General features: G+C 59.3%; 22 protein-coding genes. 13 read left to right on the top strand and 9 right to left on the bottom strand.

Annotated elements, in window-relative coordinates; all coding sequences use genetic code 11:
• Positions 1-16 precede the first annotated feature (16 nt).
• From M3N55_RS04025 to M3N55_RS04040, 4 genes are all read left to right on the top strand, one after another.
• Complete coding sequence (locus M3N55_RS04025; RefSeq protein WP_249056638.1) at positions 17-868, top strand: fumarylacetoacetate hydrolase family protein; 852 nt, start codon at positions 17-19, stop codon at positions 866-868.
• 36 nt (positions 869-904) lie between these two features.
• Entirely contained in the window at positions 905-1,927 is a 1,023-nt protein-coding gene (locus M3N55_RS04030) for an asparaginase (protein ID WP_249056640.1), read from the top strand.
• A gap of 73 nt (positions 1,928-2,000) precedes the next feature.
• The gene (locus M3N55_RS04035; protein ID WP_249056642.1) at positions 2,001-2,978 is read left to right on the top strand and encodes an aldo/keto reductase; all 978 of its coding nucleotides are present in this window, start codon (positions 2,001-2,003) and stop codon (positions 2,976-2,978) included.
• Positions 2,979-3,034: 56 nt separating this feature from the next.
• Positions 3,035-4,258, top strand: coding sequence for an MFS transporter (locus tag M3N55_RS04040; protein WP_283163869.1), 1,224 nt, complete (start codon positions 3,035-3,037; stop codon positions 4,256-4,258).
• A 19-nt stretch (positions 4,259-4,277) separates the two neighbouring features.
• Here M3N55_RS04040 and M3N55_RS04045 read toward each other — a convergent pair whose 3' ends face one another.
• Genes M3N55_RS04045 through M3N55_RS04055 form a run of 3 tightly spaced genes read right to left on the bottom strand, consistent with a single transcriptional unit; the run spans position 4,278 to position 8,550 of the window.
• Complete coding sequence (locus M3N55_RS04045) at positions 4,278-6,629, bottom strand: xanthine dehydrogenase family protein molybdopterin-binding subunit (protein WP_249056646.1); 2,352 nt, start codon at positions 6,627-6,629, stop codon at positions 4,278-4,280.
• 30 nt (positions 6,630-6,659) lie between these two features.
• Positions 6,660-7,646 carry an ABC transporter substrate-binding protein gene (locus tag M3N55_RS04050; protein WP_249056648.1) on the bottom strand — a complete coding sequence of 329 codons (987 nt, stop codon included), beginning with the start codon at positions 7,644-7,646 and terminating at the stop codon, positions 6,660-6,662.
• A gap of 37 nt (positions 7,647-7,683) precedes the next feature.
• Complete coding sequence (locus tag M3N55_RS04055; RefSeq protein WP_249056650.1) at positions 7,684-8,550, bottom strand: fumarylacetoacetate hydrolase family protein; 867 nt, start codon at positions 8,548-8,550, stop codon at positions 7,684-7,686.
• A 273-nt stretch (positions 8,551-8,823) separates the two neighbouring features.
• On the opposite strand from M3N55_RS04055, the gene M3N55_RS04060 reads away from it, so the two are divergent.
• Positions 8,824-9,276 carry a BLUF domain-containing protein gene (locus tag M3N55_RS04060; protein WP_249056651.1) on the top strand — a complete coding sequence of 151 codons (453 nt, stop codon included), beginning with the start codon at positions 8,824-8,826 and terminating at the stop codon, positions 9,274-9,276.
• 338 nt (positions 9,277-9,614) lie between these two features.
• On the opposite strand, the gene M3N55_RS04065 is transcribed toward M3N55_RS04060, so the two are convergent.
• The gene (locus tag M3N55_RS04065; RefSeq protein WP_249056653.1) at positions 9,615-10,952 is read right to left on the bottom strand and encodes an NAD(P)/FAD-dependent oxidoreductase; all 1,338 of its coding nucleotides are present in this window, start codon (positions 10,950-10,952) and stop codon (positions 9,615-9,617) included.
• 256 nt (positions 10,953-11,208) lie between these two features.
• The gene (locus M3N55_RS04070) at positions 11,209-11,529 is read right to left on the bottom strand and encodes an usg protein (RefSeq protein ID WP_249056655.1); all 321 of its coding nucleotides are present in this window, start codon (positions 11,527-11,529) and stop codon (positions 11,209-11,211) included.
• Positions 11,530-11,721: 192 nt separating this feature from the next.
• On the opposite strand from M3N55_RS04070, the gene gyrA reads away from it, so the two are divergent.
• Together gyrA and M3N55_RS04080 are read left to right on the top strand one after the other, a co-directional pair.
• Positions 11,722-14,469, top strand: a complete 2,748-nt coding sequence (gene gyrA / locus M3N55_RS04075; RefSeq protein ID WP_249056657.1) for a DNA gyrase subunit A — start codon at positions 11,722-11,724, stop codon at positions 14,467-14,469.
• Positions 14,466-14,786, top strand: a complete 321-nt coding sequence (locus tag M3N55_RS04080; RefSeq protein WP_249056658.1) for a hypothetical protein — start codon at positions 14,466-14,468, stop codon at positions 14,784-14,786. The genes gyrA and M3N55_RS04080 overlap by 4 nt, the downstream gene beginning before the upstream one ends.
• On the opposite strand, the gene M3N55_RS04085 is transcribed toward M3N55_RS04080, so the two are convergent.
• Positions 14,787-15,455, bottom strand: a complete 669-nt coding sequence (locus M3N55_RS04085) for a GntR family transcriptional regulator (RefSeq protein WP_249056660.1) — start codon at positions 15,453-15,455, stop codon at positions 14,787-14,789.
• A 138-nt stretch (positions 15,456-15,593) separates the two neighbouring features.
• Between M3N55_RS04085 and M3N55_RS04090 the strand changes: the two genes are divergently transcribed.
• From M3N55_RS04090 to M3N55_RS04100, 3 genes are all read left to right on the top strand, one after another.
• Positions 15,594-16,112 carry an SRPBCC family protein gene (locus tag M3N55_RS04090; protein WP_249056661.1) on the top strand — a complete coding sequence of 173 codons (519 nt, stop codon included), beginning with the start codon at positions 15,594-15,596 and terminating at the stop codon, positions 16,110-16,112.
• A 63-nt stretch (positions 16,113-16,175) separates the two neighbouring features.
• Positions 16,176-17,345: an alpha-hydroxy acid oxidase gene (locus M3N55_RS04095; RefSeq protein ID WP_249056662.1), complete on the top strand. Its 1,170-nt coding sequence runs from the start codon at positions 16,176-16,178 to the stop codon at positions 17,343-17,345.
• 166 nt (positions 17,346-17,511) lie between these two features.
• Positions 17,512-18,129 (top strand): 50S ribosomal protein L25/general stress protein Ctc, encoded by a 618-nt coding sequence (locus M3N55_RS04100; protein WP_249056664.1) that lies wholly within the window; start codon positions 17,512-17,514, stop codon positions 18,127-18,129.
• A gap of 58 nt (positions 18,130-18,187) precedes the next feature.
• Here the strand turns inward: M3N55_RS04100 and hmuQ are convergent, their stop codons facing one another.
• Complete coding sequence (hmuQ, locus tag M3N55_RS04105) at positions 18,188-18,508, bottom strand: heme-degrading protein HmuQ (RefSeq protein WP_249056667.1); 321 nt, start codon at positions 18,506-18,508, stop codon at positions 18,188-18,190.
• Between the two features lie 120 nt (positions 18,509-18,628).
• Here hmuQ and pth point away from each other — a divergent pair, with 120 nt between their 5' ends.
• From pth to M3N55_RS04120, 3 genes are read left to right on the top strand one after another with little or no spacing between them, the layout of a single operon-like run.
• Complete coding sequence (gene pth / locus M3N55_RS04110) at positions 18,629-19,309, top strand: aminoacyl-tRNA hydrolase (protein ID WP_249056669.1); 681 nt, start codon at positions 18,629-18,631, stop codon at positions 19,307-19,309.
• The gene (locus M3N55_RS04115; protein WP_249056670.1) at positions 19,306-20,358 is read left to right on the top strand and encodes a DUF2332 domain-containing protein; all 1,053 of its coding nucleotides are present in this window, start codon (positions 19,306-19,308) and stop codon (positions 20,356-20,358) included. Before pth ends, M3N55_RS04115 begins: the two co-directional genes overlap by 4 nt.
• 34 nt (positions 20,359-20,392) lie before the next feature.
• Complete coding sequence (locus M3N55_RS04120) at positions 20,393-20,776, top strand: DUF2237 family protein (RefSeq protein WP_283163871.1); 384 nt, start codon at positions 20,393-20,395, stop codon at positions 20,774-20,776.
• On the opposite strand, the gene M3N55_RS04125 is transcribed toward M3N55_RS04120, so the two are convergent.
• Both M3N55_RS04125 and M3N55_RS04130 read right to left on the bottom strand, forming a co-directional pair.
• Positions 20,773-21,288 carry a helix-turn-helix transcriptional regulator gene (locus M3N55_RS04125; protein WP_249056672.1) on the bottom strand — a complete coding sequence of 172 codons (516 nt, stop codon included), beginning with the start codon at positions 21,286-21,288 and terminating at the stop codon, positions 20,773-20,775. The two genes, M3N55_RS04120 and M3N55_RS04125, sit on opposite strands and share 4 nt — an antisense overlap.
• A 63-nt stretch (positions 21,289-21,351) precedes the next feature.
• The gene (locus M3N55_RS04130) at positions 21,352-21,735 is read right to left on the bottom strand and encodes a hypothetical protein (protein WP_249056674.1); all 384 of its coding nucleotides are present in this window, start codon (positions 21,733-21,735) and stop codon (positions 21,352-21,354) included.
• Between the last annotated feature and the right edge of the window lie 105 nt (positions 21,736-21,840).

The following is a 21,840-nucleotide window of genomic DNA, read 5'->3' on the forward strand; positions in this document are numbered from 1 at the left end:
AAAAAGGAAGAACACTATGAAACTCTTGCGCTGGGGGCCAAAAGGTCAAGAAAAGCCGGCAATACTGGATAAGCAGGGGACGGCACGCGACCTTTCCGGACTGGTTCCCGATATTGCCGGACCAGTCTTGAGCGATACTGGCCTTGCAATGCTGCGCGGACTTGACACTGCAAACCTGCCACAAGTTCCTCAGGATGCCCGGCTGGGGCCTTGCGTTGGCCAGACCGGCAAGGTGATCTGCATCGGGTTGAATTATTCAGACCACGCCGCAGAAACGGGTGCTCAGGTGCCGCCGGAACCGATTACCTTCATGAAGGCAACATCGGCACTGTGCGGGCCAAACGATCCGATCATCATACCGCGCGGGTCTGAGAAAACAGACTGGGAGGTGGAGCTTGCGATCATTATCGGCACCACGGCGCGCTACGTCAGCGAAGACAACGCTTTAACGCATGTTGCGGGCTATGCGGTGGCAAATGATGTCAGCGAACGCGCATGGCAGATGGAACATTCAGGCCAGTGGACCAAAGGAAAAAGCTCTGACAACTTCGGACAGGTCGGGCCATGGCTGGTAACGCGCGACGAAGTTTCCGACCCGCAGGCTTTAGGCCTATGGCTCAGCGTGAACGGGAGCAAGAAACAAGACGGCTCTACCAAGACAATGGTGTATGGCGCAGCATTTCTTGTGAGCTATCTCAGCCGCTTCTTTACGCTGCATCCAGGCGACATTGTTATGACCGGCACTCCTCCGGGCGTGGGCTTGGGGATGAAGCCGCCGCAATTTCTTAAACCCGGCGATGTCGTTGAATTGGGGATCGATGGGCTGGGGCAACAGCGTCAGGACGTTGTCGTAGACCCGCGGGGCTGACCGATAGTTATGACCCTACTCAAGACCAGAGGCTCCATGCCGCAAAAATTGCCCGGTGCAGATGTTTCACACAAACCCCGCATCGCGGTTTTTGCGCTTGGTGGCACGATCGCAATGACACGCGGAGAAACCGGAGCAATCGCACCGTCCCTGTCGGGCGCGGCTCTTGTGGCGGCTGTGCCCGGCCTGACCGATGTGGCCGACATCGCGGTTCATTCGCCCCTGCAAAAGCCCGGAGCGTCGCTGACGATTTCCGATATCTTGGCGGTTGCATCCGAAGTGCGGAGCGCGCTTGCAAATGGCGCAAACGGCGCAGTCGTGGTTCAGGGCACAGATACAATAGAAGAAACTGCCTTCTTGTTGGATTGCGTGCTGGAAACCTCGGCGCCGGTCGTGGTCACAGGCGCCATGCGTGGGCCAGAAGCCGCAGGGGCCGATGGCCCGGCAAACCTGCTGGCTTCGGCAATCGTTGCGGCCAGTGGCGCGCGCAATACAGGTGTGCTTGTTGTGCTGGGCGATACAGCCCATGCCGCACGCCACGTTCGCAAAGGGCATACCGCGCGCCCGGATGCGTTCACCTCAGCACCGTTCGGGCCTTTGGGATATGTGTTCGAGGGGCAGTTTCGGCAATACTTGCATAGATCAGTTGGCCAAACCCTTTATCTGGATACAGATACGCCGATCCCACCGGTTGCGCTGCTACAGATTGGCCTGGGCGACGATGGTCGCATGCTGCGTCATTTACCCGAAATGGGGTTTGAGGGCGCCGTGATCGCGGCCATGGGTGCAGGGCATGTGCCGCAGCCGATTGTCGAAGAGCTTGGCATCTTGGCAGACACAATCCCTGTTGTCCTGTCCAGCCGCGTCGCCACTGGACCGGTTTTTGAAAACACCTACGGATTTCCCGGATCAGAGATTGATCTGCTGAAACGCAACCTTGTGCCGGGCGGTTCCTTGGGGCCTCTGAAGGCTCGGCTATTGCTACAGCTTGGGCTTGCCGCCGGGCATAACCAAAACACTGACATACAGAAACTTTTCGTCTCTTGGGGCAACGCCTGAGCAGCGGATGGGCGCGCTGACGTGACACGGCCTCTCTTATATTCGTTTCCACCATGAGCTTAGGAAATCCAGTATGAAAAGACGCAATCTTGGAGATTTGAGTGTCTCTGCTATCGGGCTGGGCTGCATGAGCATGACCCCCATCTACGGCACTCCAGACGCGCAAGAATCCATCTTCACGATCCATCACGCGCTAGACCACGGTATCGACCTGATCGACAGTTCAGACGCCTATGCCTTTGGGAAAAACGAAGACCTGATCGCACGCGCCATCGCCGACAGGCGCGACAAGGTGGTTCTGGCAACCAAATTCGGCAACCTGCGCAACCCCGATGGCACCATGGCGGTGAATGGCAGGCCCGAGTATGTTCGCCTTGCCTGCGAGGCAAGCCTGCGGCGTCTAGGCACCGATGTGATCGACCTGTATTATATCCACAGGATCGACCCTAATGTTCCGATAGAAGATACAATCGGCGCGATGGTGGACCTGAAGACGGAAGGCAAGATTCGTCATCTTGGTTTGTCAAAGGCCGCCCCGGACACGTTGCGCCGCGCACATGCGGTGCATCCGATTGCCGCACTCCAGACCGAATATTCGCTATGGACCCGAGATGTGGAAACCGAGCTTCTGGCTCTGTGCAAAAGCCTTGGAACCGGGTTTGTGGCCTATTCACCGTTGGGGCGTGGGTTTCTGACCGGCCTGCTTGATAGCCCCGATGCTTTGGCAGAAAATGACCGGCGGCGCGACCATCCGCGCTTTGCACCGGAAAACATGACCGCGAATGCCGCGTTGATCGCGACACTGACCACTCTGGCCCGCGAACAGGGCTGTGCACCAGCGCAGCTTGCACTGGCTTGGGTGCTGACAAGAGGTGATTACATTGTCCCAATTCCCGGCACCAGCAAACGCAAATGGCTGGACCAAAACATCGCCGCGCTGGATATCACTCTGTCAGAGCAGACCTTGGCTGAGCTTGACCAAGTGTTTTCTTTCGGTGCCGCTGCGGGAACGCGGTATCCCGCAGCACAAATGAAATCGCTGCATCTTTAATCCGTATGCCCTGACGCCCCGCCGATCACCTACCCGGAGGCTTCGGTCAAAACCCTATGCCATCATCTGATCATGACACGGACCACACGTCGGAGTTGAAAAAAGCCGTTGCTCTGCGCGCCGTATGTCTCTGCGCTTTTTTCAGCCTTGGCCATTTGCAGATGATCGCGCTTTCAGTGCCGCTTTGGGGCGGCAGTCTGGGCTTTTCGGCGGCCATTATGGGTGTGGCAATGGCGTCCCGTTCGTTGTTGCCGCTGGTCTATTCCATTCATATCGGTTCGTTGATGGATGGGTTGGGCGTGCGCCGAGTGCTCAGGGTTGCAGCGCTGCTCGGGGTGATCCTGCCACTGATGCACCCCGTGCTGCCATACACGGGCGCATTGGTTGTCTTGCAGACAGTTCTGGGATTCACTTCTGCTATGTGTTGGCTGGGTGCGCAGACTGCCATCGGGCAACTTGCGGGCAACAACCGCCGGCACACGACGCGGTTTTCCTTATCTGCGGCAGCCGGTTTAATGGTCGGGCCCGTGCTGTTTGGGTTGGTCTGGCAGCATTTGGGGGCAATCGCGGGGTTCACCTTGCTCAGCCTGTGGGGTTCCGGCACCTTGCTGGCGGTTTCATACCTACGCGCCCTGCCCGGATCTGACACCGCCCAGCCCTCGCCGTCGCGCAGCTTTCGCCGCCTTGTCTTGCCCGATCCGGCGGCCTATGCCGTTGCGATGCGGCTTATGTTCACGGCAGCCGGGGCATATTTGGTTATCTTCAGCATGCTGCGCCTGGCCGGAATTACCATACAAGAAAGTTTTTATCCCGTTCTGCTGCAAGATATGGGCTATTCAGCGGGTCTAATCGGGGCGCTGGTCGGTCTTGGAAACCTCGCCAGCCTGCCTGCGTCCATGCTGTCAGAGCATTGGTCCCGTCTTTGGGGCGGTGATGGCCGTGCCTTGGCAATCGCAATTTCACTATCCTTAAGCGCGATGGCGGCGACACCCTTATTGACGTCGTTGCCGCTGCTGTTGCTTGGCGCAATCGTGTTTGGCTTTGGGGTCGGCGCCAGCATGCCGGGCATCCTGAACCTGATGTCATCCCGACTGCCGCTGCAAGAACAGGGTGTCGCCGCGGGACTGCGGGCAACAGCCAACCGGCTTGCTGCGTTTGCTCTGCCGTTGGCAATGGGACTGTTGGTCGAAATCTTCGGCATTGCCGCAGGTTTCTGGATGGTCGGCGGCGGGTTGATCTGCGCAACCGCTCTGGCAGGCTTTGCCGCGCGCCATATTTGACGCGCGCGGCCCACCCTGCTCAGTCCGATTTCTGGCGCGCATCCTCTATCGCCTGCCACACCCTGTAGGGCGTTGCCGGCATATCAAGATGCCGGATACCCAAGGGCGCAAGTGCATTGATCACGGCATTCATATAGGCAGGCAGGGCACCTACTGCGCCCGCCTCGCCCGCACCTTTTATGCCCAAGGCATTATTGGTGCTTGGCACCGGATTGGATATAACGTCGATCATGGGCAAATCTGATGCGCGCGGCATTGGATAATCCATGAACGACCCGGTCAGAAGTTGCGCGGAGTCGGCGTCGAAGACAATTTCCTCTCCTGCGGCCTGTCCGATACCTTGTGCAACGCCACCGTGTATCTGGCCCTTGACCAGCATGGGGTTCACCACCGTGCCTACATCGTCAACCACCAGATAACGCTCAATGCTTACCCGGCCGGTTTTCGGATCCAACTCTACCTCGCAGACATGCACGCCGTTCGGGAAATTGGCCTCGGGCGGAACGACAATTGCCGACGCCCCCAGCCCCATGTCCCAATCCAGCGGCAGCTTGCCGCGTATGAACGACGCACGCGCGACATCCTCGATCCGGATATTGCGGTTGCTGTCGCGGACGTGGAATGTGCCCTCGGCAAAATCAATCTGTGCGGGGTCGGCTTCCAGCAGATGCGCGGCTATTTCCTTGGCGCGCGCAAGCACCTTGTCCGCAGCGCGCTGCAATGCCAGCCCCCCGGCCATAGCCGAACGAGACCCGAACGTGCCGCGCCCATGAATAACCCGATCAGTGTCGCCAGACGTTACGCGGACGGCTTCGGGTTGCACGCCCAGAAATTCGACAGCCATCTGGCGAAAGGTTGTCTCGTGACCTTGGCCATGGTTCTGCGTGCCCATCAGCAGGGTCACGCCCCCACCAGTGTCAAAGCGTATTTCCGCGCCTTCTTCATTGGTATTGCGAAACGGGCCGCCCGCGATCTCTATCGCGTTGATTAGCGCTATGCCACGCAACATTCCGCGCGCTTCAGACTGTTTTTTCCGCGCCTCGAACCCCTTGTAGTCAGAGGCGTCCAAGGCGATATCCATGTTCTTCTCGAACTCACCCGTATCATAGACGAACAGAAACCCGGTATCATAGGGCATTGCAGAGGCAGGGATCAGGTTGCGGCGCCGTAAGTCCACCGGGTCTATGCCCAGTTCTTGTGCCGCCAGGTCGATGACACGTTCGATGGCATAAGTGGCTTCGGGACGGCCCGCACCGCGATAGGGTGCTGTTGGCTGTGTGTTTGTGAACACGCCAAGAACTTCGGCATGAATGGCTGGCGTGGTATAGACACCCGATAACCCGCCCAGATTGTTCGTCGGTGAATGGGGTGTGTTGAACCCTAGATAAGCACCCAGATTGGCCTTCGTTCGCACCCTCAGCCCCAGAAATGTGCCCGCCTTGTCCAGGGCAAGCTCAACATGTGTGAAATTGTCTCGCGCATGGAAATCCGACAGGAAAGATTCTGAACGAGTGGCGGTCCAACGCACAGGGCGGCCCAGTTTTTTCGCCGCCCAAAGGACAAGTATATGTTCAGGATACGGGCTGCCCTTCATCCCGAATGCCCCGCCGACATCGGGTGCAATCACGCGCAGGCGCATTGGGTCGATCCCCAAGGTGTTTTCAGCAATCTCACTTCGAATTTTGTGAGGAATCTGAACGCCCGATGTCAAAGTATAGCGGTCGTCTATCGCGTCATAGCTTCCAAGCGCGTTGCGCGGCTCCAGCGCATTGGCGGAAACACGGGTCACACGAAAATCCAGACGGGTCACATGGTCGGCCTTGGCAAAGGCACTTTCTACTCGCGCAGAGTCGCCGGCTTCGAAAACAAAGGAAATGTTATCATCTACCAGCCCCGGCCAAACCGCAGGGGCGTCAGGCTCGGCCGCGGCCAGCGCGCTGCCGACGGCCTCAAGGGGCTCATACTCGACCTCGACCAAATCGGCGGCATCGCGCGCGGCATTGCGCGTTTCGGCAACAACGATCGCCACACCTTCGCCAATAAAGCGAACCCTCTCAATCGCAAGCGGGTAAAAGGGCGGGCGCTCCATCGGGGTGCCATCGCGCTTGTGGCGCTGGACCATGGTGTGCAAGCGGCCAATGCCATCCGCGATCAAGTCTTTCCCGGTCAGCACGCCCAGCACGCCCGGATGCCCTTCGGCCTCTGATGTGTCGATATCAAGAATTCGCGCCGCCGCATGGGGCGCGCGGATCACGGCCATATAGGTTTCACGCGCTGCGACAATGTCATCGACATAGCGCCCGCGACCGGTGGTCAGGCGACGATCTTCTGAGCGCGGAATGGATTGTCCAATGCCTGCATGCGGTGTCATCTGTTGCTCCGTTATTGGCGCGTTTGAGGCTTAATCGACAAGCCGCAATGTAGAGGGGTGAAACAGCTCTTCCGGAGCGACCTTTCGGCTGGCCGTGCCATCAGCATGCATGTAGCGGGTCATCGCCTCCAACTCGGCGCGGTTGCGCTCAAAGCCATATGGCCATGGGTCGCCGCCGGTTATCGCCATCGTATCGGCATAGTCATGCGCGGCCCATGGCAGCGAAATTCGCAACACATTGCCAAGTGCCATTTCGTCCTGACGCATTCGCTTGGCCTTGGAAAACGCATTGAACAGCGCCTCGGGCAACCATGGGTGTGCTTCGGCGATATCTTTGCGCAATGCCAGCGCATGCATGATCGGGAAGAAACCGGTCTTGTGATAATAGTCAACCTCTGCGGCTCGCAGGTCTGGGTAGAGCCGCGCAATCCTTGGATCGCCGCGCAGCAGACTGGCCGGAACGCGCGGGCTGATAATGGCATCCAGACGCCCGGTCAAAAGCATCTCATCCAAGGTGTCGTCTGTATCGATGGGTTTGACCACGATGTCTTCTGGCAGCTTTATGGCAATCCGTTCTCCCGCACTCGGGGCATTGAGCCCGCCGACATGCCATGTCACATCCGACGCTGCGACCCCTTCGTCGGCCATCATACCGCGGACCCACATAGCAGCGGTTTGCTGGTATTCCGGGACCCCGATTTTGGCACCTTTCAAATCCGCCAAAGATGAAATCCCGGCCCCTGAGCGAATGAATATCGCAGAATGTCGGAATGCTCGCGACAGGAACACAGGAACCGCAATGTAATGCGCGTCTCCGCGTGCTGTTGTTATGATATGGCTCGACATCGACAATTCGGTCAATTCGAAGCTTTGATTGTTGAGTGCTTCTCTAAAGATCGCCTCTGGCTCGGAAAAATTCATCCCGATCTTGCAACCAGGCACGTCTACCTCGCCTGTAGCGAATAGCCGCGTGCGGTCCGTCGCAACGCAGGTGATGGTGAATTCGGGTTTGCTCATGGTGCTACCTGACGTTGGAAAAAGAAAAGATCGTTCGTTACGCGACGGGGTTTGACAGCGTGCCGATGCCGGAGATCGATACCGAGACGGTGTCGCCCGGTTTCAGATACAAGGGGGGCTTGTGGCCAATCCCGACCCCGGCCGGGGTGCCGGTGGCGATTATGTCACCGGGGTAAAGCGTCATGGTGGCGCTTAAAGTTTCGATCAGCGTTGGGATGTCAAAGATCAGATCACGGATTGACGCACGCTGACGCTCTTCCCCATTCACGGTTGTCACCAGTTCCTGATCGACAATATCGTGAAGCTGGTCAGCGGTCACGATCCACGGACCAACTGGACCAAAGCTATCAAGGCTTTTCCCAATAAGCCATTGATTATGCGTCTTTTGCAATGCGCGCGACGTCACATCATTACAAATTGTGTATCCGAAGATCGTATCCCAAGCATCCGCTTTGGAAACCTTGTGCGCCTGTTTTCCGATTACAATCGCAAGCTCGCCCTCATAGTCGACAGTGTTCGTCGGGTCCAACGACGCCCGAATAGCGGTGCCATCGGCTACAACACTGGACCCAAGTTTTGCAAAAATCACTGGCGCTTGTGGAATTTCATCCTGCGCGGTCGAATCGAAGCCACTGCCAAAGAATTCTTTCGCATGGGCATGATAGTTTTTGCCCACACATATGATGGCTCTGTCACGAGATGCGACCGGCGCTTCAAGTTGGACCGAAGACAGGGCAATACGGTTTGACGTGGATTTGGTCGAGGCGCGCCCCGACATGCCGGCCCCGATCAGGTCAAGCAACAAAGGGCCGTGATCGCCGCGCGCGATCACTGTGATCACATCATCTTCGACAAGCCCAAGCCCTGGGCCATCAGAATCCCTGAAAGCTGCAACAATCATCATATCCTCGTGTCTTGTTATTATTATCGATGATATAATAAACTATCGTCACCGGGTCAAGCTGCTAGGGCACCGCAGCCGACATGCCGACAGGCGCATCAGACCACGTCTATCAAAACGGCTATACCTGGCGGGCGGTGCACGGGCTGCTGAACAGGCAGTTTCAGGTGCCTTCGCGGCGAATTGGGTAGAGGGCAAAATCTGACGTGCTTCATGGCCGATGTCAGCAGACCAAGAAATCTGCCTTTATCCGTGCCAAGTAGACAGGGATGTGCCATGCTCGCACAAGCAGCAAAAGGCCTACCCATGTCAGTTTATCGCGCGATCTACACATCACGCCCATTCGGCTTTGACAGCAATACACTGAACAGCATTCTGGTGCATGCGCAGCACGCCAACCCCAGCGTTGGCATTACTGGCGCATTGATCTGCCGCGAAGACGTCTATCTGCAACTTCTGGAAGGTCCGGAAGATGCCGTCAGGAACGTCATGGAACGTATCAGGCGCGATGACAGACATGTAGAATTCCAAGTTCATGTCGAGCACACTGTACCTGAACGAATGTTTGGGAAATGGGCCATGCTGCATGATCCCGCCGCGACATGGATATGGTCACGCTCTGAGGTCCGAGACGACGCGATCGAGCGCACCACCGAAGCAGAGGTAGAAGGATTTTTCGAAAGGCTCCGCGACAAAATGGATACCGCAGGTGCGGGAATGTCCGACTGATCCACCCAACCCGGATAAGCGGAATGGCGCATCTGAACGAGGCCGCGAGGGTCGTGTGACTGTGACGCGACGAGATATCTTCCCTCCCCTCGGCGGCACCGTGGCCTGAAGCCCCGCCGTGATGCGCCCCAGTAGAATTGTCCACGAATTGGGACAGGTTTATGTCTTTTCTGTAGGATCAAGAGACGGCGGAAACGGGAGGCAAACACGAAGAAATCGTCCTGAAATGGCGTCGGGTTGAAGTTCTGCAAGGACAAGGCATCTTCATCTATGATGCTGTGCGGCATGTCAGCGGGACGCCGCAGACCTGTTCCCGATAAGGGCTGCCATCGCAAGCTTCACACGTTGGGACCGGGGCGCATCGGGCTGCCATCGGTAAAGCGCGACATCCTGAACCGTTGTAGATCATGGCCAACATTCCCGCCCGTAGCCAGCGCCGCGAGCACACGGCCCATGGCCGGCCCTATGCCGAAACCATGTCCTGACATGCCTGTGCCGATCGTCAGACCGGGCATGGTTGTGGCGCGGTCTACCACGGGGACAAGATCGGGCATTGTATCAATCATTCCGGCCCAAGCCGCCTGAACGCGCACAGGGGGTAAACCCGGAAACAACTGCTGAAAATCGCGCAGCAGCTTTTCAAGCTTGCGCGTGTTGGGTGCGGGATCAAGGATCCGCATTGCCTCGAACGGGGTTGTCTGCTCTGCATCCCAGCGCCGCGCGGTGCCCCATGCATCCGGAAAACCCTTGGGCGCAAAGGGCAGCAGACGCTGACCAAACGGCGCGGCGCGCAGTTGTGCCAGATACTTGGGAAAGGCGCGCACCGCATCAGGACCAACAAACAACTCCGGCGCGCCGGGCGGGGCCAAGGTGTAGCCGCCGTCGGCCCGGCGGCGAAAAGCCACCTTGCGGGTCGTCGCAGCACCGTCATGGATATTCGGTAGTGGTTCAGTTGCTGCCACGTTTTCGCGCACCGACAGTTGCGGGATGCTGATGCCGTGATTGCGCAAAAACAGCGACGACCATGCGCCGCCTGCCAATACGACCTCCGGTGCCGCGATCCGGCCTGCCTCTGTGATAACACCGACAACGCGGCCTGCAGCGATGTCCAGCATACGCACGGCACAGTTTTCGACAATCTGGACACCGTCGCGCGCGGCAATCGCCGCCAAAGCAGGCACCGCGACCCACGGTTCCGCGCGCAAATCAGACGGGGTGACCAAGGCTCCCTTGATACCAGCGGTACGCATATCTGGAAACTGAGCTGCGACCTCTTGGGTCGATAAAATCTTGCTGTCCAAGCCGTTTTCATAGGCCGCCGGCAGCCAATCGGCATAGCCCTTCATATGGGCATCGGTCGTGGCAAGATACGTGGTCCCAGTCTGACGCAAGCCAATGTCGACATTGGTCTGTGCAGATAGCTCATGCCAGAGCTTGTTCGCTTCAACCATGATTGGCAGTTCATCAGGATCGCGCCCTTGCTGACGAATCCACCCCCAGTTGCGGCTGGATTGTTCTGCCGCAACACGTCCTTTTTCCAGCAGCACAACACGGTGTCCTGCACGCGCTGCGTAAAGTGCAGCGCACACACCGATCACGCCGCCCCCGATCACAACAACGTCTGCCTGAGCGGGTAAAGGACCAGGATAAGTAACCGGTGTGTCGAGTGTGATCATGAATGACAGGCTCCCTTATGTCCAACTGTGCTTCGGCCAGTCGACGTAGGCAGATAATGCATCAACGCGAGTTGTTGTCCAACGAAGCGTTCTAGGTCTGGGTGATGCTGGCCGAAGCACGGACCACCACTTTCACGCATCGGCGCAAGGCGTTCATGCTTTCCACACCACAATCCGTGGGCTGCGCTGCATTGAGTCGGCGCTGCTGCCACTTGCTTTGCATACAAGCAAAATTCAAACCGAGCGCTTTTGGCGATCACTCCGAGCGGGAACGATTCAACCGCAACCGCATATCCAGGGCGCTGCGTCCGCCGATCTCAAACTCGCCCACCACATGCCGCCATTCGCCCGCAGACATCCGCTTTCGGTGTGAAAACCGCACCGAATGAAGCGGGCCGTCGATCTGATCGTGCCAGAATTCGATAAACTCGAACAGGCGCGGATAGTCGGGGGCCAGATCATACTCCTGCCACAGAAACGTGTTCAGCACATGAGTATGATCGGGCATGCGGTAAATCATTTCTGCCGTGGTCAGCCCATAGCCTTTCAGCATCAATTCGGTGGGGGATGCAGTCATTTTCAACCTCTTGCAACGCTGGATCATGAAATCATGCCAAGCAAAATATAATTTTCAATGAAAACATATTGTTAGCCACCCACCATCACGGCTGCCAAAATGCCGGGGCGCGAGCCATTGCACCCCATATCGTGCATCTGATACGGTAGCCCCAACCAAATATAGATTGCCCCAACAGCACATGAGGGTCCAGTGAGCGACACGCCCGAAACCCCTGAGAACATTGACGAAATGCCGCCCGCAGGTCCAAGCGGGCCGACCATCTCTATCGAGCAGGAGATGCGGACCTCCTACCTTGATTACGCGATGAGTGTGATCGTCAGCCGCGCGATCCCCGATCTGCGCGACGGGTTAAAACCTGTGCATCGGCGTATTTTGTATGCGCTGCACAAGGCGGGCAACACGCATGACAAGCCCTACCGCAAATCCGCGCGCGGTGTGGGCGATGTGATGGGCACCTTCCACCCGCATGGCGACAGCGCGATCTATGACGCGCTGGTGCGGATGGCGCAGCCGTTTTCCATGTCGCTGAAACTGCTGGACGGGCAAGGCAATTTCGGGTCCATGGATGGCGATAACCCCGCCGCCATGCGCTACACCGAAGTCCGGATGGACAAGGCGGCGGCAGCACTTCTGGCCGATATCGACAAGGACACGGTCGATTTTCAGGACAATTATGACGGGCGCGACCAGGAACCGACTGTGCTGCCCGCACGCTTCCCGAACATGCTGGTCAATGGCGCGGGCGGGATTGCCGTCGGCATGGCCACCAACATTCCCCCCCACAATCTGGGCGAGGTGATCGATGCCACCCTGGCACTGATTGAGAACCCGGACCTGACCAGCGCCGACCTGATCGACTATGTCCCCGCCCCCGATTTCCCGACCGGAGCCTTGATTCTGGGCCGGACCGGCGCGCGCAAAGCGTATCTGGAGGGCCGCGGGTCGGTCATTATCCGCGCGAAAACGCATACCGAGGAAATCCGCAAGGACCGTTTTGCGATTATCGTCGATGAGATCCCCTACCAAGTGAACAAATCCACCATGGTCGAGCGCATTGCCGAGGCCGTGCGCGACAAGCGGATTGAAGGCATTTCCGGCGTGGCGGATGAATCCGACCGCGTTGGTGTGCGCGTCGTGATCGAGTTGAAGCGCGACGCGACGCCCGATGTGGTGCTGAACCAGTTGTTCCGCTTCACGCCCATGCAGACCAGCTTCGGCTGCAACATGCTGGCGCTGAACGGCGGGCGGCCTGAACAGCTGACGTTGCGCGACTTCCTGACCAACTTCATCAGCTTTCGCGAAGAAGTCGTCACGCGCCGCACCGCATATGAGCTGAACAAGGCGCGCGAGCGGTCCCATGTGCTGTGCGGTCTGGCTGTGGCCGTGTCGAATGTGGATGAGGTTGTCGCAACCATCCGCGGCTCTGCCGACCCGGCGGAAGCCCGCGAAAAGCTGATGACGCGGCGGTGGCCCGCTGGTGATATCGCGCAATATATCCGGCTTATCGACGACCCAAGCCACACCATGAATGACGATGGCACCTATAACCTGTCGGAAACGCAGGCCCGCGCCATTCTGGAACTGCGTCTGCAACGTCTGACCGCCATGGGCGTCAAGGAAGTGACGGACGAGCTGGAATCGCTGGCCGCCAAGATCAAGGACTATCTGGATATCCTGCGGTCCCGCGCGCGGGTGATGGAGATTATCAGCACCGAACTGAGCGACGTGCGCGAGCAATTCGCCGTGCCGCGCCGCACTGAAATCGTCGACTGGGCCGGCGATATGGACGATGAAGACCTGATCGAGCGCGAGGATATGGTCGTAACCATCACCTCTGCCGGCTATATCAAGCGCACCCCCTTGGCCGATTTCCGCGCGCAGCGCCGGGGCGGCAAGGGTCTGTCAGGCATGGCCACCAAGGATGATGACGTTGTCACCACGCTCTTTGTGGCCAACACGCATACTCAGCTTTTGTTCTTCACCACCGATGGCATGGTCTACAAACTGAAGACATGGCGCCTGCCGCTGGCCGGGCGAAACGCACGCGGCAAAGCGATGGTCAATATTCTGCCGATTGCCACCGGCGTCAGCATTGCCGCTATTCTACCCGTCGAACGCCCGGAAGAAGAATGGGAAAACCTGCAAATCGTCTTCGCCACTTCGGCAGGCGATGTGCGGCGCAATGCGCTGTCGGATTTCACCAATGTCATGCGCAACGGCAAAATTGCCATGAAGCTGCCCGAGGATGTAACGCTGGTGAATGCGCGCATCTGCGATGAAAATGACGATGTGATGCTTGTCACCTCATCGGGCCGGGCCATCCGCTTCCCGACCACCGATGTGCGTGTCTTCAAAGGCCGCGATTCGACCGGCGTGCGCGGCGTGCGCATGGGCGGCGATGACAGCGTGGTCTCTATGGCCGTGATCCGCCATTTTGAAACCACACCGGAAGAGCGCGAAGCCTTCATCCGCCAGCGCCGCTTGATCGCCGGTGTGACCGAAGAGGACGCCGACGAGAGCGAAGAGGCCGTGGAAGCGGGCCAGCTTTCCACAGAGCGTTATGCCGAAATGTCCGCCGCCGAAGACCTGCTGTTGACGATCACCGCGAATGGTTTGGGCAAGCTCACCTCCAGCCACGATTACCGCATTACCACGCGCGGCGGCCAAGGTGTGGGTGCCACCGACAAGGCCATGCGCGGCGGGGCGCTGGTGGCATTGTTCCCGGTCGATGCAACCGATCAGGTCATGCTCGCCACGTCGAAAGGCCAGTCCATCCGCGTGCCGGTTGAAGGTATCCGCTTCCTGCGCCGCACCGGGGGTGGGGTTAAAGTGTTCAACACCGGGGCCGGGGAACAGGTTGTGTCGGTGGCGCGCATTGCCGAAACCGGCGATGAGGACGCGGTTGCAGAGCCGCCAGAGGACGGCACAGACGTGTGATCGACGAGCTAGAGGCGCGGCTGGCAAAGCTGGCCGCGCAACACGACGTCATCACTTATGGCAAACTGGCCGCTGACCTTGGGCTGGACGGGCCGGGTCGCATTGCGCGGCTCACCACGGCACTCGAAACTTTGATGGCGCAGGACACGGCAGCGGGCCGCCCCTTACGCGCGGCGCTTGTGGTCGGGCGCGCCACGGGTGGCCTGCCTGCACGCGGGTTCTTTGATAAAGCGCAAGCGCTCGGCCATGATGTGTCCGATCCTGCTGGCTTTCATTGCGCGCAGCTATCGGCCTGCTTCGGTCTTGCGGCAGGCTGACTAGCCCTGCAAATGCTTCAGCCCTTGCGTCACATCCGTGCGGATTGCCAGCCGCAGGGCCGCATCATCGCCCGCGCGCAGGGCTTCCAGAATATGCCGGTGATGCGGTGGCGGCGTGGTCCGGCGCAACCGCGTATACAACTCTCGCATGGTCGGCCCAAGTTGCAGCCAAACGGTTTCCAGCAGCCCCAGAATAGCCGGGCTTTGCGCGCGCAAGTAAAGCGTGCGGTGAAATTCCAGATTGGTGCGAATATAGCTGATCGGGTCTTGGCGGTTGACGGCGCGGGCATTGGCCTCGTTAATCGCATCCATCCGGTCGATCAACGCCAGATGCGCACGGCGCAGCGCGCGGCTGCCCAATTCCGGTTCCAGCAGCGCCCGGATCTGGGCCAGTTCCTCGATCCGGTCGTTGCTCAGTTCCGGGGTGGTCACACGTCCCGACCCCGACATTGTCAGCGCACCTTCCGCCGACAAGCGCCGCACGGCTTCGCGCGCGGGAGTCATGCTGACGCCAAACGACTTGCCGATCCCCCGCAAGGTAAGTGCGTGTCCGGGTGGCAACTCTCCATGCATGATCTGCTGGCGCAGACCACGATACACCCGGTCATGCGCTGCCTGCACAGGGGCGTCGGGCTGGACAGATGGCAATCGGGTCAAGATATCGGACATGGACAACTGTGATCACATTTACCGCTCAAGGTCAATTCAGAGCCGGGCCTGCGACCTTTGCCCATGCGACGAAAGCCTTGGTCGCCGACACGGCTGCATTGCCGTAAGCTGCACCCAAATTCGAGGGGGACGCAGACCATGGAACTGACCGAAGATCGCATCATCGCAGCACCACGGGCAACTGTCTGGGCCGCATTGTTCGACCCTGAAGTGCTGAAAGCCTGCGTGCCCGGTTGTCAGGAATTGACCGGCTCTGCCAAGGACGGGTTTGACGCGGTCGTCGTCCAGAAAGTTGGCCCGGTAAAAGCCACCTTCAAGGGGGCCGTGACCATGGCCGATGTCGTCGAAGGAGAAAGCTGCACGCTTGTCGGTGAAGGCAAAGGCGGCGCGGCGGGCTTTGCCAAGGGCGAGGCGCGGGTGGCCTTGGAAGATGCCGAAGGCGGCGCCACCAAGCTAAGCTATGTTGTCGATGCGAAGGTCGGCGGCAAACTGGCGCAGCTTGGCAGCCGCATTGTAGATGGGTTCGCCCGCAAGATGGCGCAGGATTTCTTCACCCACTTTCAAGAGCAGGTCGAACCGCCCAAGCCCGACGCAGAAAGCGCAGAGCCAGACGACGCCCCCAAGAAGGGATGGCTGAAGCGCACCTTCAGCTCCTGACAGGATGCTTGCTTTCATCGCCCCCCACCGGTAAACATTTCTTACCAATGCGCGGAGGAAGCCATGCCCGTCATCACGAATATCGAAGATCTGCGCCGGATCTACGAACGCCGCACCCCGCGCATGTTTTACGATTATGCGGAATCTGGCAGCTGGACGGAACAGACCTTCCGCGAGAACACCTCGGATTTCAGCCACATCCGGCTAAAACAGCGCGTTGCAGTGGATATGGACAATCGTTCGACCAAGACGCAGATGATCGGCGAAGATGTCTCCATGCCCGTGGCGCTTGCCCCCGTCGGGCTGACCGGCATGCAATCCGCGGATGGAGAGATCAAGGCCGCCCGCGCCGCAGAGAAATTCGGCGTGCCGTTCACGCTGTCGACCATGTCGATCTGCTCTATCGAAGATGTGGCCGAAAACACCACCAAACCCTTCTGGTTTCAGGTCTACACGCTGAAAGACGATGATTTCATGCGCCGCCTTTTCGATCGCGCCCGCGCGGCGGGGTGTTCGGCCATCGTGGTTACGGTGGACCTGCAAGTGCTGGGCCAGCGCCACAAGGATCTGAAAAACGGCCTGTCGGCCCCGCCCAAGCTGACGGTCAAATCCGTGGCCAACATGATGACCAAGGTGCAATGGGGCTTGGGCATGCTGGGCACGAAGCGGCGCTTTTTCGGCAATATCGTGGGGCATGCGAAGGGCGTCAGCGATCCATCTTCGCTGGCAACCTGGACCGCCGAGGCGTTCGACGTCTCGCTCGACTGGGACCGCATCGCGCAATTCAAGAAATGGTGGGGCGGCAAGCTGATCGTCAAAGGCATCATGGATGCCGAAGACGCCCGCCGCGCCGCCGATATCGGTGCCGATGCGATCATCGTGTCCAACCATGGCGGTCGCCAGTTGGATGGGGCCGTCAGTTCCATCCGCGCCCTGCCCGCAATCCTGGATGCCGTGGGCGACCGTATGGAAGTGCATTTCGACAGCGGCATCCGGTCTGGGCAAGACGTGCTGAAGGCCGTGGCGCTTGGCGCAAAGGGCACCTATGTCGGGCGCGCCTTTACTTACGGGCTGGGTGCGATGGGCGAAGCCGGTGTCACCCGCGCGCTGGAAGTCCTCCACAAGGAACTGGACGTGACCATGGCGCTGTGTGGTGAAACCGACATCCGCAATGTCGGCCCACATATGCTGTATGTCCCACAAGGCTTTGGCGACCCGACCGTGCCACTCTGATTTCATCCTTGTAAAAATATCCTCCGGGGGTGAATTGTGCCGAAGGCGCAAGAGGGGGCTGGAAAGCCCCCTTCCCTTCCCGCCGAATCTGCCCTATAGCCAGCGCACTTGCGGCCCGCACCCTTGGAGGCGGGCCGTTTCACATGTCATAAGGAACACACACACCATGGCAAAAGAGATCCCTGATCTTTCAGCCCAGGTACGTGCGGGGACAGGCAAGGGGGCCGCCCGCCAAGCTCGTCGTGAGCATTTCGTACCTGGTATCGTATATGGCGGCGGCGTTGACCCGCAGCCGATCAATTTCAACTATCACTACCTGATCGCCAAGCTGAAGGCCGGACGTTTCATGTCCACGCTCTTCAACTTGAAGGTCGAAGGACAAGACGACGTCCGCGTGATCTGCCGCGCCGTTCAGCGTGACGTGGTCAACGGTCTGCCAACCCATGTCGACCTGATGCGCCTGCGCCGCACCAGCCGGATCAACCTGTTTATCCATGTTGATTTCTTGAATGCCGACAAATGCGTCGGTCTCAAGCGCGGCGGCACGCTGACCATCGTGCGCCCGGAAGTGGAACTGAACGTGCTCGCCGGTGAGATCCCGGACAAGCTGGAAATCGATCTGTCCGACTACAAGGTCGGCGACACGATCACGATTTCGGCCATCAACCTGCCCCAGGGCACGAAGCCGACCATCGACCGCGATTTCGTCATCGCCAACATCGCCGCACCGCGTGCCTTGGCGGCAGCAGACGACGAAGAAGAGGCCGAAGCCGCAGAGGAGTGATCCTCAGCCGGGCCTGGAAACGACAAGGGCGTCCCGATTGGGGCGCCCTTTTTGCAGTTTAATCCGTGGCGCTTATGCACTGGACCGAATCATAGAACTCCAGTTCCGGCGGCCCCATATAAATTGCACCATGATCGCGCACGCCCTTGTGCGACCCACGGAAATTTTGCGATCTTGCCCAACCGTCAAATGCTGCCTTGTCGCGCCATAACGTGTGCGACAGGTAAATCGTGGCCTCTTCGTTCGAAGCCCCCCGAAACAGGTGGAACTCCACGAACCCATCCATCGCGGGCAGCTTGCTTTCGCGGCTTTGCCAGATCTCTTCGAAGGCTTTTTCTTGCCCCGGCCGCACCTTGAACCGGTTGATCGTCAGATACATGCGTTCATCCTTTCACTTTTCCCCAAGGTAAGAGACGCTCCACCAAGCCTCAAGCGCGGCTTGCGCTTTTCTCTGCCCCTATGGGGGACTATGCTGCTCCAGCGAATAAGGTAGGCGATGATGAAACTTTTTGCAGGTCTTGGCAATCCGGGCACGAAATACGCGGGCAACCGGCACAATATCGGCTTCATGGCGCTAGAGGCGATTGCCGATGCGCATGGATTCGCGCCGTGGCGCGCCAAGTTTCAGGGCGAGGTCAGCGAAGGGCGGCTTGGGTCAGAAAAGGTTTTTCTGCTGAAACCCCACACTTTCATGAACCTTTCCGGCCAATCGGTGGGGGAGGCGTTGCGCTTCTACAAGCTGGATGTCTCCGATCTGACGGTGTTCCATGATGAATTGGACCTGGCCCCCGGCAAGCTGCGGCTTAAGCAAGGCGGTGGGCATGCGGGCCATAACGGGTTGCGGTCTATCCACGAGCATCTGGGGCCGGATTATGCCCGTGTTCGGCTGGGTATCGGACATCCCGGCCACAAGGACCGTGTGTCAGGATATGTGCTGTCCGATTTCGCCAAATCCGACCGGGACTGGTTGGATGATCTGATGCGCGGCATTGCCGATGGCGCGCCCGCGCTGGCATCGGGTGACGGCGCGCGGTTTTCGAATGCGGTTGGCTTGCGCATGTCACCGCCCAAGCCCGATACGCAGTCCGCCAAGCCCAAGGCTGCGCCGACGCCAGCGGCCTCGCCCGCGACAGAAGACACGCGAAACCCGCTGCAAAAACTGGTGGACCGCTTCAAATGAGTTTCCGGACCCATGCAAAGGCACAGGCAGAGGCCTGTGCTCAACTCGGCTCGCCCTACACAGCACGCGTCTTGCGGCTGGTGGCCGACCACCTGCGCCCCGGTCATGCTGTCGCAGACCGCCTGCTGGGTTGGCCTGCCGAGCGGGTAGAGGATGACGCCGTAGCATTGCGGCTTGCCGGAGCGCTGCACCATCTTGTGCTGACCCGGAAGGCCGCGATGCTCGCGCGGTTCTACACCCGCGACGACATTGACGATGCGCAACTGTGGCGCAGCCTCGACGCAGTGTTGCGGCTGAATGCGGAAGATATCCTGCCGGTTCTGAACCACGCACCGCAGACCAACGAAGTTGCGCGCAGCGCGGTCTTTATCGCTGCCGGTCATTGGCTGAGTGCGGCATTCGGACTTCCGCTTGTCTTGTCCGAGCTGGGCACATGCGCCGGGCTGAACCTGATCTGGGACAGCTACGCGCTTCAGATCGGCGACCACCACTACGGCCCCCAAGATGCCGCGATCACGCTTGCGCCCGACTGGTACGGCAGCCTGCCCCCGCTGGCACCGCCTGTCATTCGCGCCCGCGCCGGGGTGGACCGCCACCCGTTGGACCCGGTTGCCGATCGTGCCCGGCTGCAAAGCTATATCTGGGCCGACCAGACCACGCGGCTGGAACGGCAGGCACTGGCGCTCGACCTTGCCGCAGAGGCCAGGCCGCCCGTCCATGAAGGCTGCGCGGTTGCATGGCTGTCCGACCGCTTGTCGCGCCCGCAACCGCAGGCGTGCCACATGGTTTATCATAGCCTGTTCTGGCAATATCTGACCGACGATCAGCAGCGCAACATTGTCGATGCGATGGCCCGCGCCCGGCTGCAAGCGAATGAACCGCTGGCCCATGTCGCAATGGAAGCTGATGACGATGGCCCCGGCGCAAGGTTGACGCTGACGCTTTGGCCTCAAGGGACCGAAATTACACTGGGCCGCGCCGATTTCCACGGCGCCTGGGTAGATTGGCAAGCGCCCGACCCAAAGGCATGGACAGAAGCGCAGCACTGACTATCTGTCGGGAGTGGCTGCAAAGGATCTCGCGATGCCGATCACCAAATTGCCCTCTGTCAACGTGTTGGGCGGCACACTGGCACCATGCTCGACCGCACCTCTGACGGGGTTTTTCCGCGACGGGTCTTGCGACACCTGCGCCGAAGACCATGGCAGCCATACGGTCTGCGCCGTCATGACCGCCGAATTCCTCGCGCATTCGAAATACCTTGGCAATGACCTGTCTACGCCGCGCCCGGAATTCGCCTTTCCGGGGCTGAAGCCTGGCGACCGCTGGTGCCTCTGTGCCGCGCGGTTTCTGCAAGCCCATGGCGAAGGGGTCGCGCCGCAAATTGCGCTGCGGTCCACCCATGAACGCGCCTTGAAGGTGGTCACGCTCCAAATTCTGGAGAGTTACGCGATCGACATGCCTTAATCCGGGGTTTTGTCGCGTTCCGAACAGGGTGGCGAATCTGCGATAAGATCGTCAATGAACAAGCTCATCAACTGGCCGCGACCATTGACCCCGGCCTTGCGATAAATGGCGTTTGTCTGCGCTTTGACCGTGCCTTCGGATGTTTTGCGGAAACCAGCGATTTCCTGTGTCGAGAACCCCTTGAGCACGAAAAACGCCACATCGCGCTCTGCCGGGGTCAGACCCCATGTCGTGAAGTTCTGCTCTAGCAGATCCATGAACGCGGCGGACGCGCGCTGCAACTGGGCTTCGGCGCGCCCAAGGCGGCGCTGCGATTGTATCAGCAGCGCGCCGGACAGCACCAGCCCGAACAGCAGCGCAACGGCCGCACCGATTTCCAGCAACTCTCGGGTTTGCCAGTCGATGGGCTGCCGCGGGATGCCCAGCACCGACATGGTAATGTCGCCGATGAAGAACAACGCCCCCACCGCCTGAACCAGCACCATCAGCAAGATTAGAAGGTTAAGCTTCACGCGCCCCTCCTGCTGCAAAACGGCGCGCTGATGTCGCGTTCTGGATGAAATCGCATTTTGTGTTCAATTCTGTAATGTTAATTCGTTCGGGGGTTCAAGAAGCTCACCGCCGCGCGGCATATCACCCGGTTCCGGGTCTGGCATGTCGGTAGGTGCAAATTCTACCGCGTAATCGCGCAAAATCTGCCCGCTGGAAGAATCGAGAACGATTTCACGCCAAACAGACCCCAGCGAAGCGGTAACCCGCATCCGCCCCAGCAGCGTGCGCGTGACGGATTCAACCGTATAGCCCTGCGCCTCAAGCGCCGAACTGACCATTTCAAGGGTGATGCGCTCGGCGCCGAAAGCAGCCTGCACTGTGAGCAACAGTGCAAAACATGCGATTTTCAGATGTCGTCCAATAATCATGATCCGACGGTTCCGACCGAGCGGCGCGCCATGCGCCAAAGAAAAAACCGCACCCCGAACAAATGTCGAGGTGCGGCATTACTCATATCACTCTTTACATGAACTGGCACTCAGACACCTGAATTACCCTGCGCAAAACAAACA

It is taken from the genome of Roseinatronobacter domitianus (genome assembly GCF_023336755.1).
Lineage (GTDB): Bacteria > Pseudomonadota > Alphaproteobacteria > Rhodobacterales > Rhodobacteraceae > Roseinatronobacter > Roseinatronobacter domitianus.

What these genes read in the sequence shown, in the direction of transcription:
- M3N55_RS04025 (WP_249056638.1), top strand. Translation starts at nt 17, where the DNA reads ATGAAACTCTTGCGCTGGGGGCCAAAAGGTCAAGAAAAGCCGGCAATA.
- M3N55_RS04030 (WP_249056640.1), top strand. Translation starts at nt 905, where the DNA reads ATGCCGCAAAAATTGCCCGGTGCAGATGTTTCACACAAACCCCGCATC.
- M3N55_RS04035 (WP_249056642.1), top strand. Translation starts at nt 2,001, where the DNA reads ATGAAAAGACGCAATCTTGGAGATTTGAGTGTCTCTGCTATCGGGCTG.
- M3N55_RS04040 (WP_283163869.1), top strand. Translation starts at nt 3,035, where the DNA reads ATGCCATCATCTGATCATGACACGGACCACACGTCGGAGTTGAAAAAA.
- M3N55_RS04045 (WP_249056646.1), bottom strand. Translation starts at nt 6,629, where the DNA reads ATGACACCGCATGCAGGCATTGGACAATCCATTCCGCGCTCAGAAGAT.
- M3N55_RS04050 (WP_249056648.1), bottom strand. Translation starts at nt 7,646, where the DNA reads ATGAGCAAACCCGAATTCACCATCACCTGCGTTGCGACGGACCGCACG.
- M3N55_RS04055 (WP_249056650.1), bottom strand. Translation starts at nt 8,550, where the DNA reads ATGATGATTGTTGCAGCTTTCAGGGATTCTGATGGCCCAGGGCTTGGG.
- M3N55_RS04060 (WP_249056651.1), top strand. Translation starts at nt 8,824, where the DNA reads ATGCTCGCACAAGCAGCAAAAGGCCTACCCATGTCAGTTTATCGCGCG.
- M3N55_RS04065 (WP_249056653.1), bottom strand. Translation starts at nt 10,952, where the DNA reads ATGATCACACTCGACACACCGGTTACTTATCCTGGTCCTTTACCCGCT.
- M3N55_RS04070 (WP_249056655.1), bottom strand. Translation starts at nt 11,529, where the DNA reads ATGACTGCATCCCCCACCGAATTGATGCTGAAAGGCTATGGGCTGACC.
- M3N55_RS04085 (WP_249056660.1), bottom strand. Translation starts at nt 15,455, where the DNA reads ATGTCCGATATCTTGACCCGATTGCCATCTGTCCAGCCCGACGCCCCT.
- M3N55_RS04090 (WP_249056661.1), top strand. Translation starts at nt 15,594, where the DNA reads ATGGAACTGACCGAAGATCGCATCATCGCAGCACCACGGGCAACTGTC.
- M3N55_RS04095 (WP_249056662.1), top strand. Translation starts at nt 16,176, where the DNA reads ATGCCCGTCATCACGAATATCGAAGATCTGCGCCGGATCTACGAACGC.
- M3N55_RS04100 (WP_249056664.1), top strand. Translation starts at nt 17,512, where the DNA reads ATGGCAAAAGAGATCCCTGATCTTTCAGCCCAGGTACGTGCGGGGACA.
- hmuQ (WP_249056667.1), bottom strand. Translation starts at nt 18,508, where the DNA reads ATGTATCTGACGATCAACCGGTTCAAGGTGCGGCCGGGGCAAGAAAAA.
- pth (WP_249056669.1), top strand. Translation starts at nt 18,629, where the DNA reads ATGAAACTTTTTGCAGGTCTTGGCAATCCGGGCACGAAATACGCGGGC.
- M3N55_RS04115 (WP_249056670.1), top strand. Translation starts at nt 19,306, where the DNA reads ATGAGTTTCCGGACCCATGCAAAGGCACAGGCAGAGGCCTGTGCTCAA.
- M3N55_RS04120 (WP_283163871.1), top strand. Translation starts at nt 20,393, where the DNA reads ATGCCGATCACCAAATTGCCCTCTGTCAACGTGTTGGGCGGCACACTG.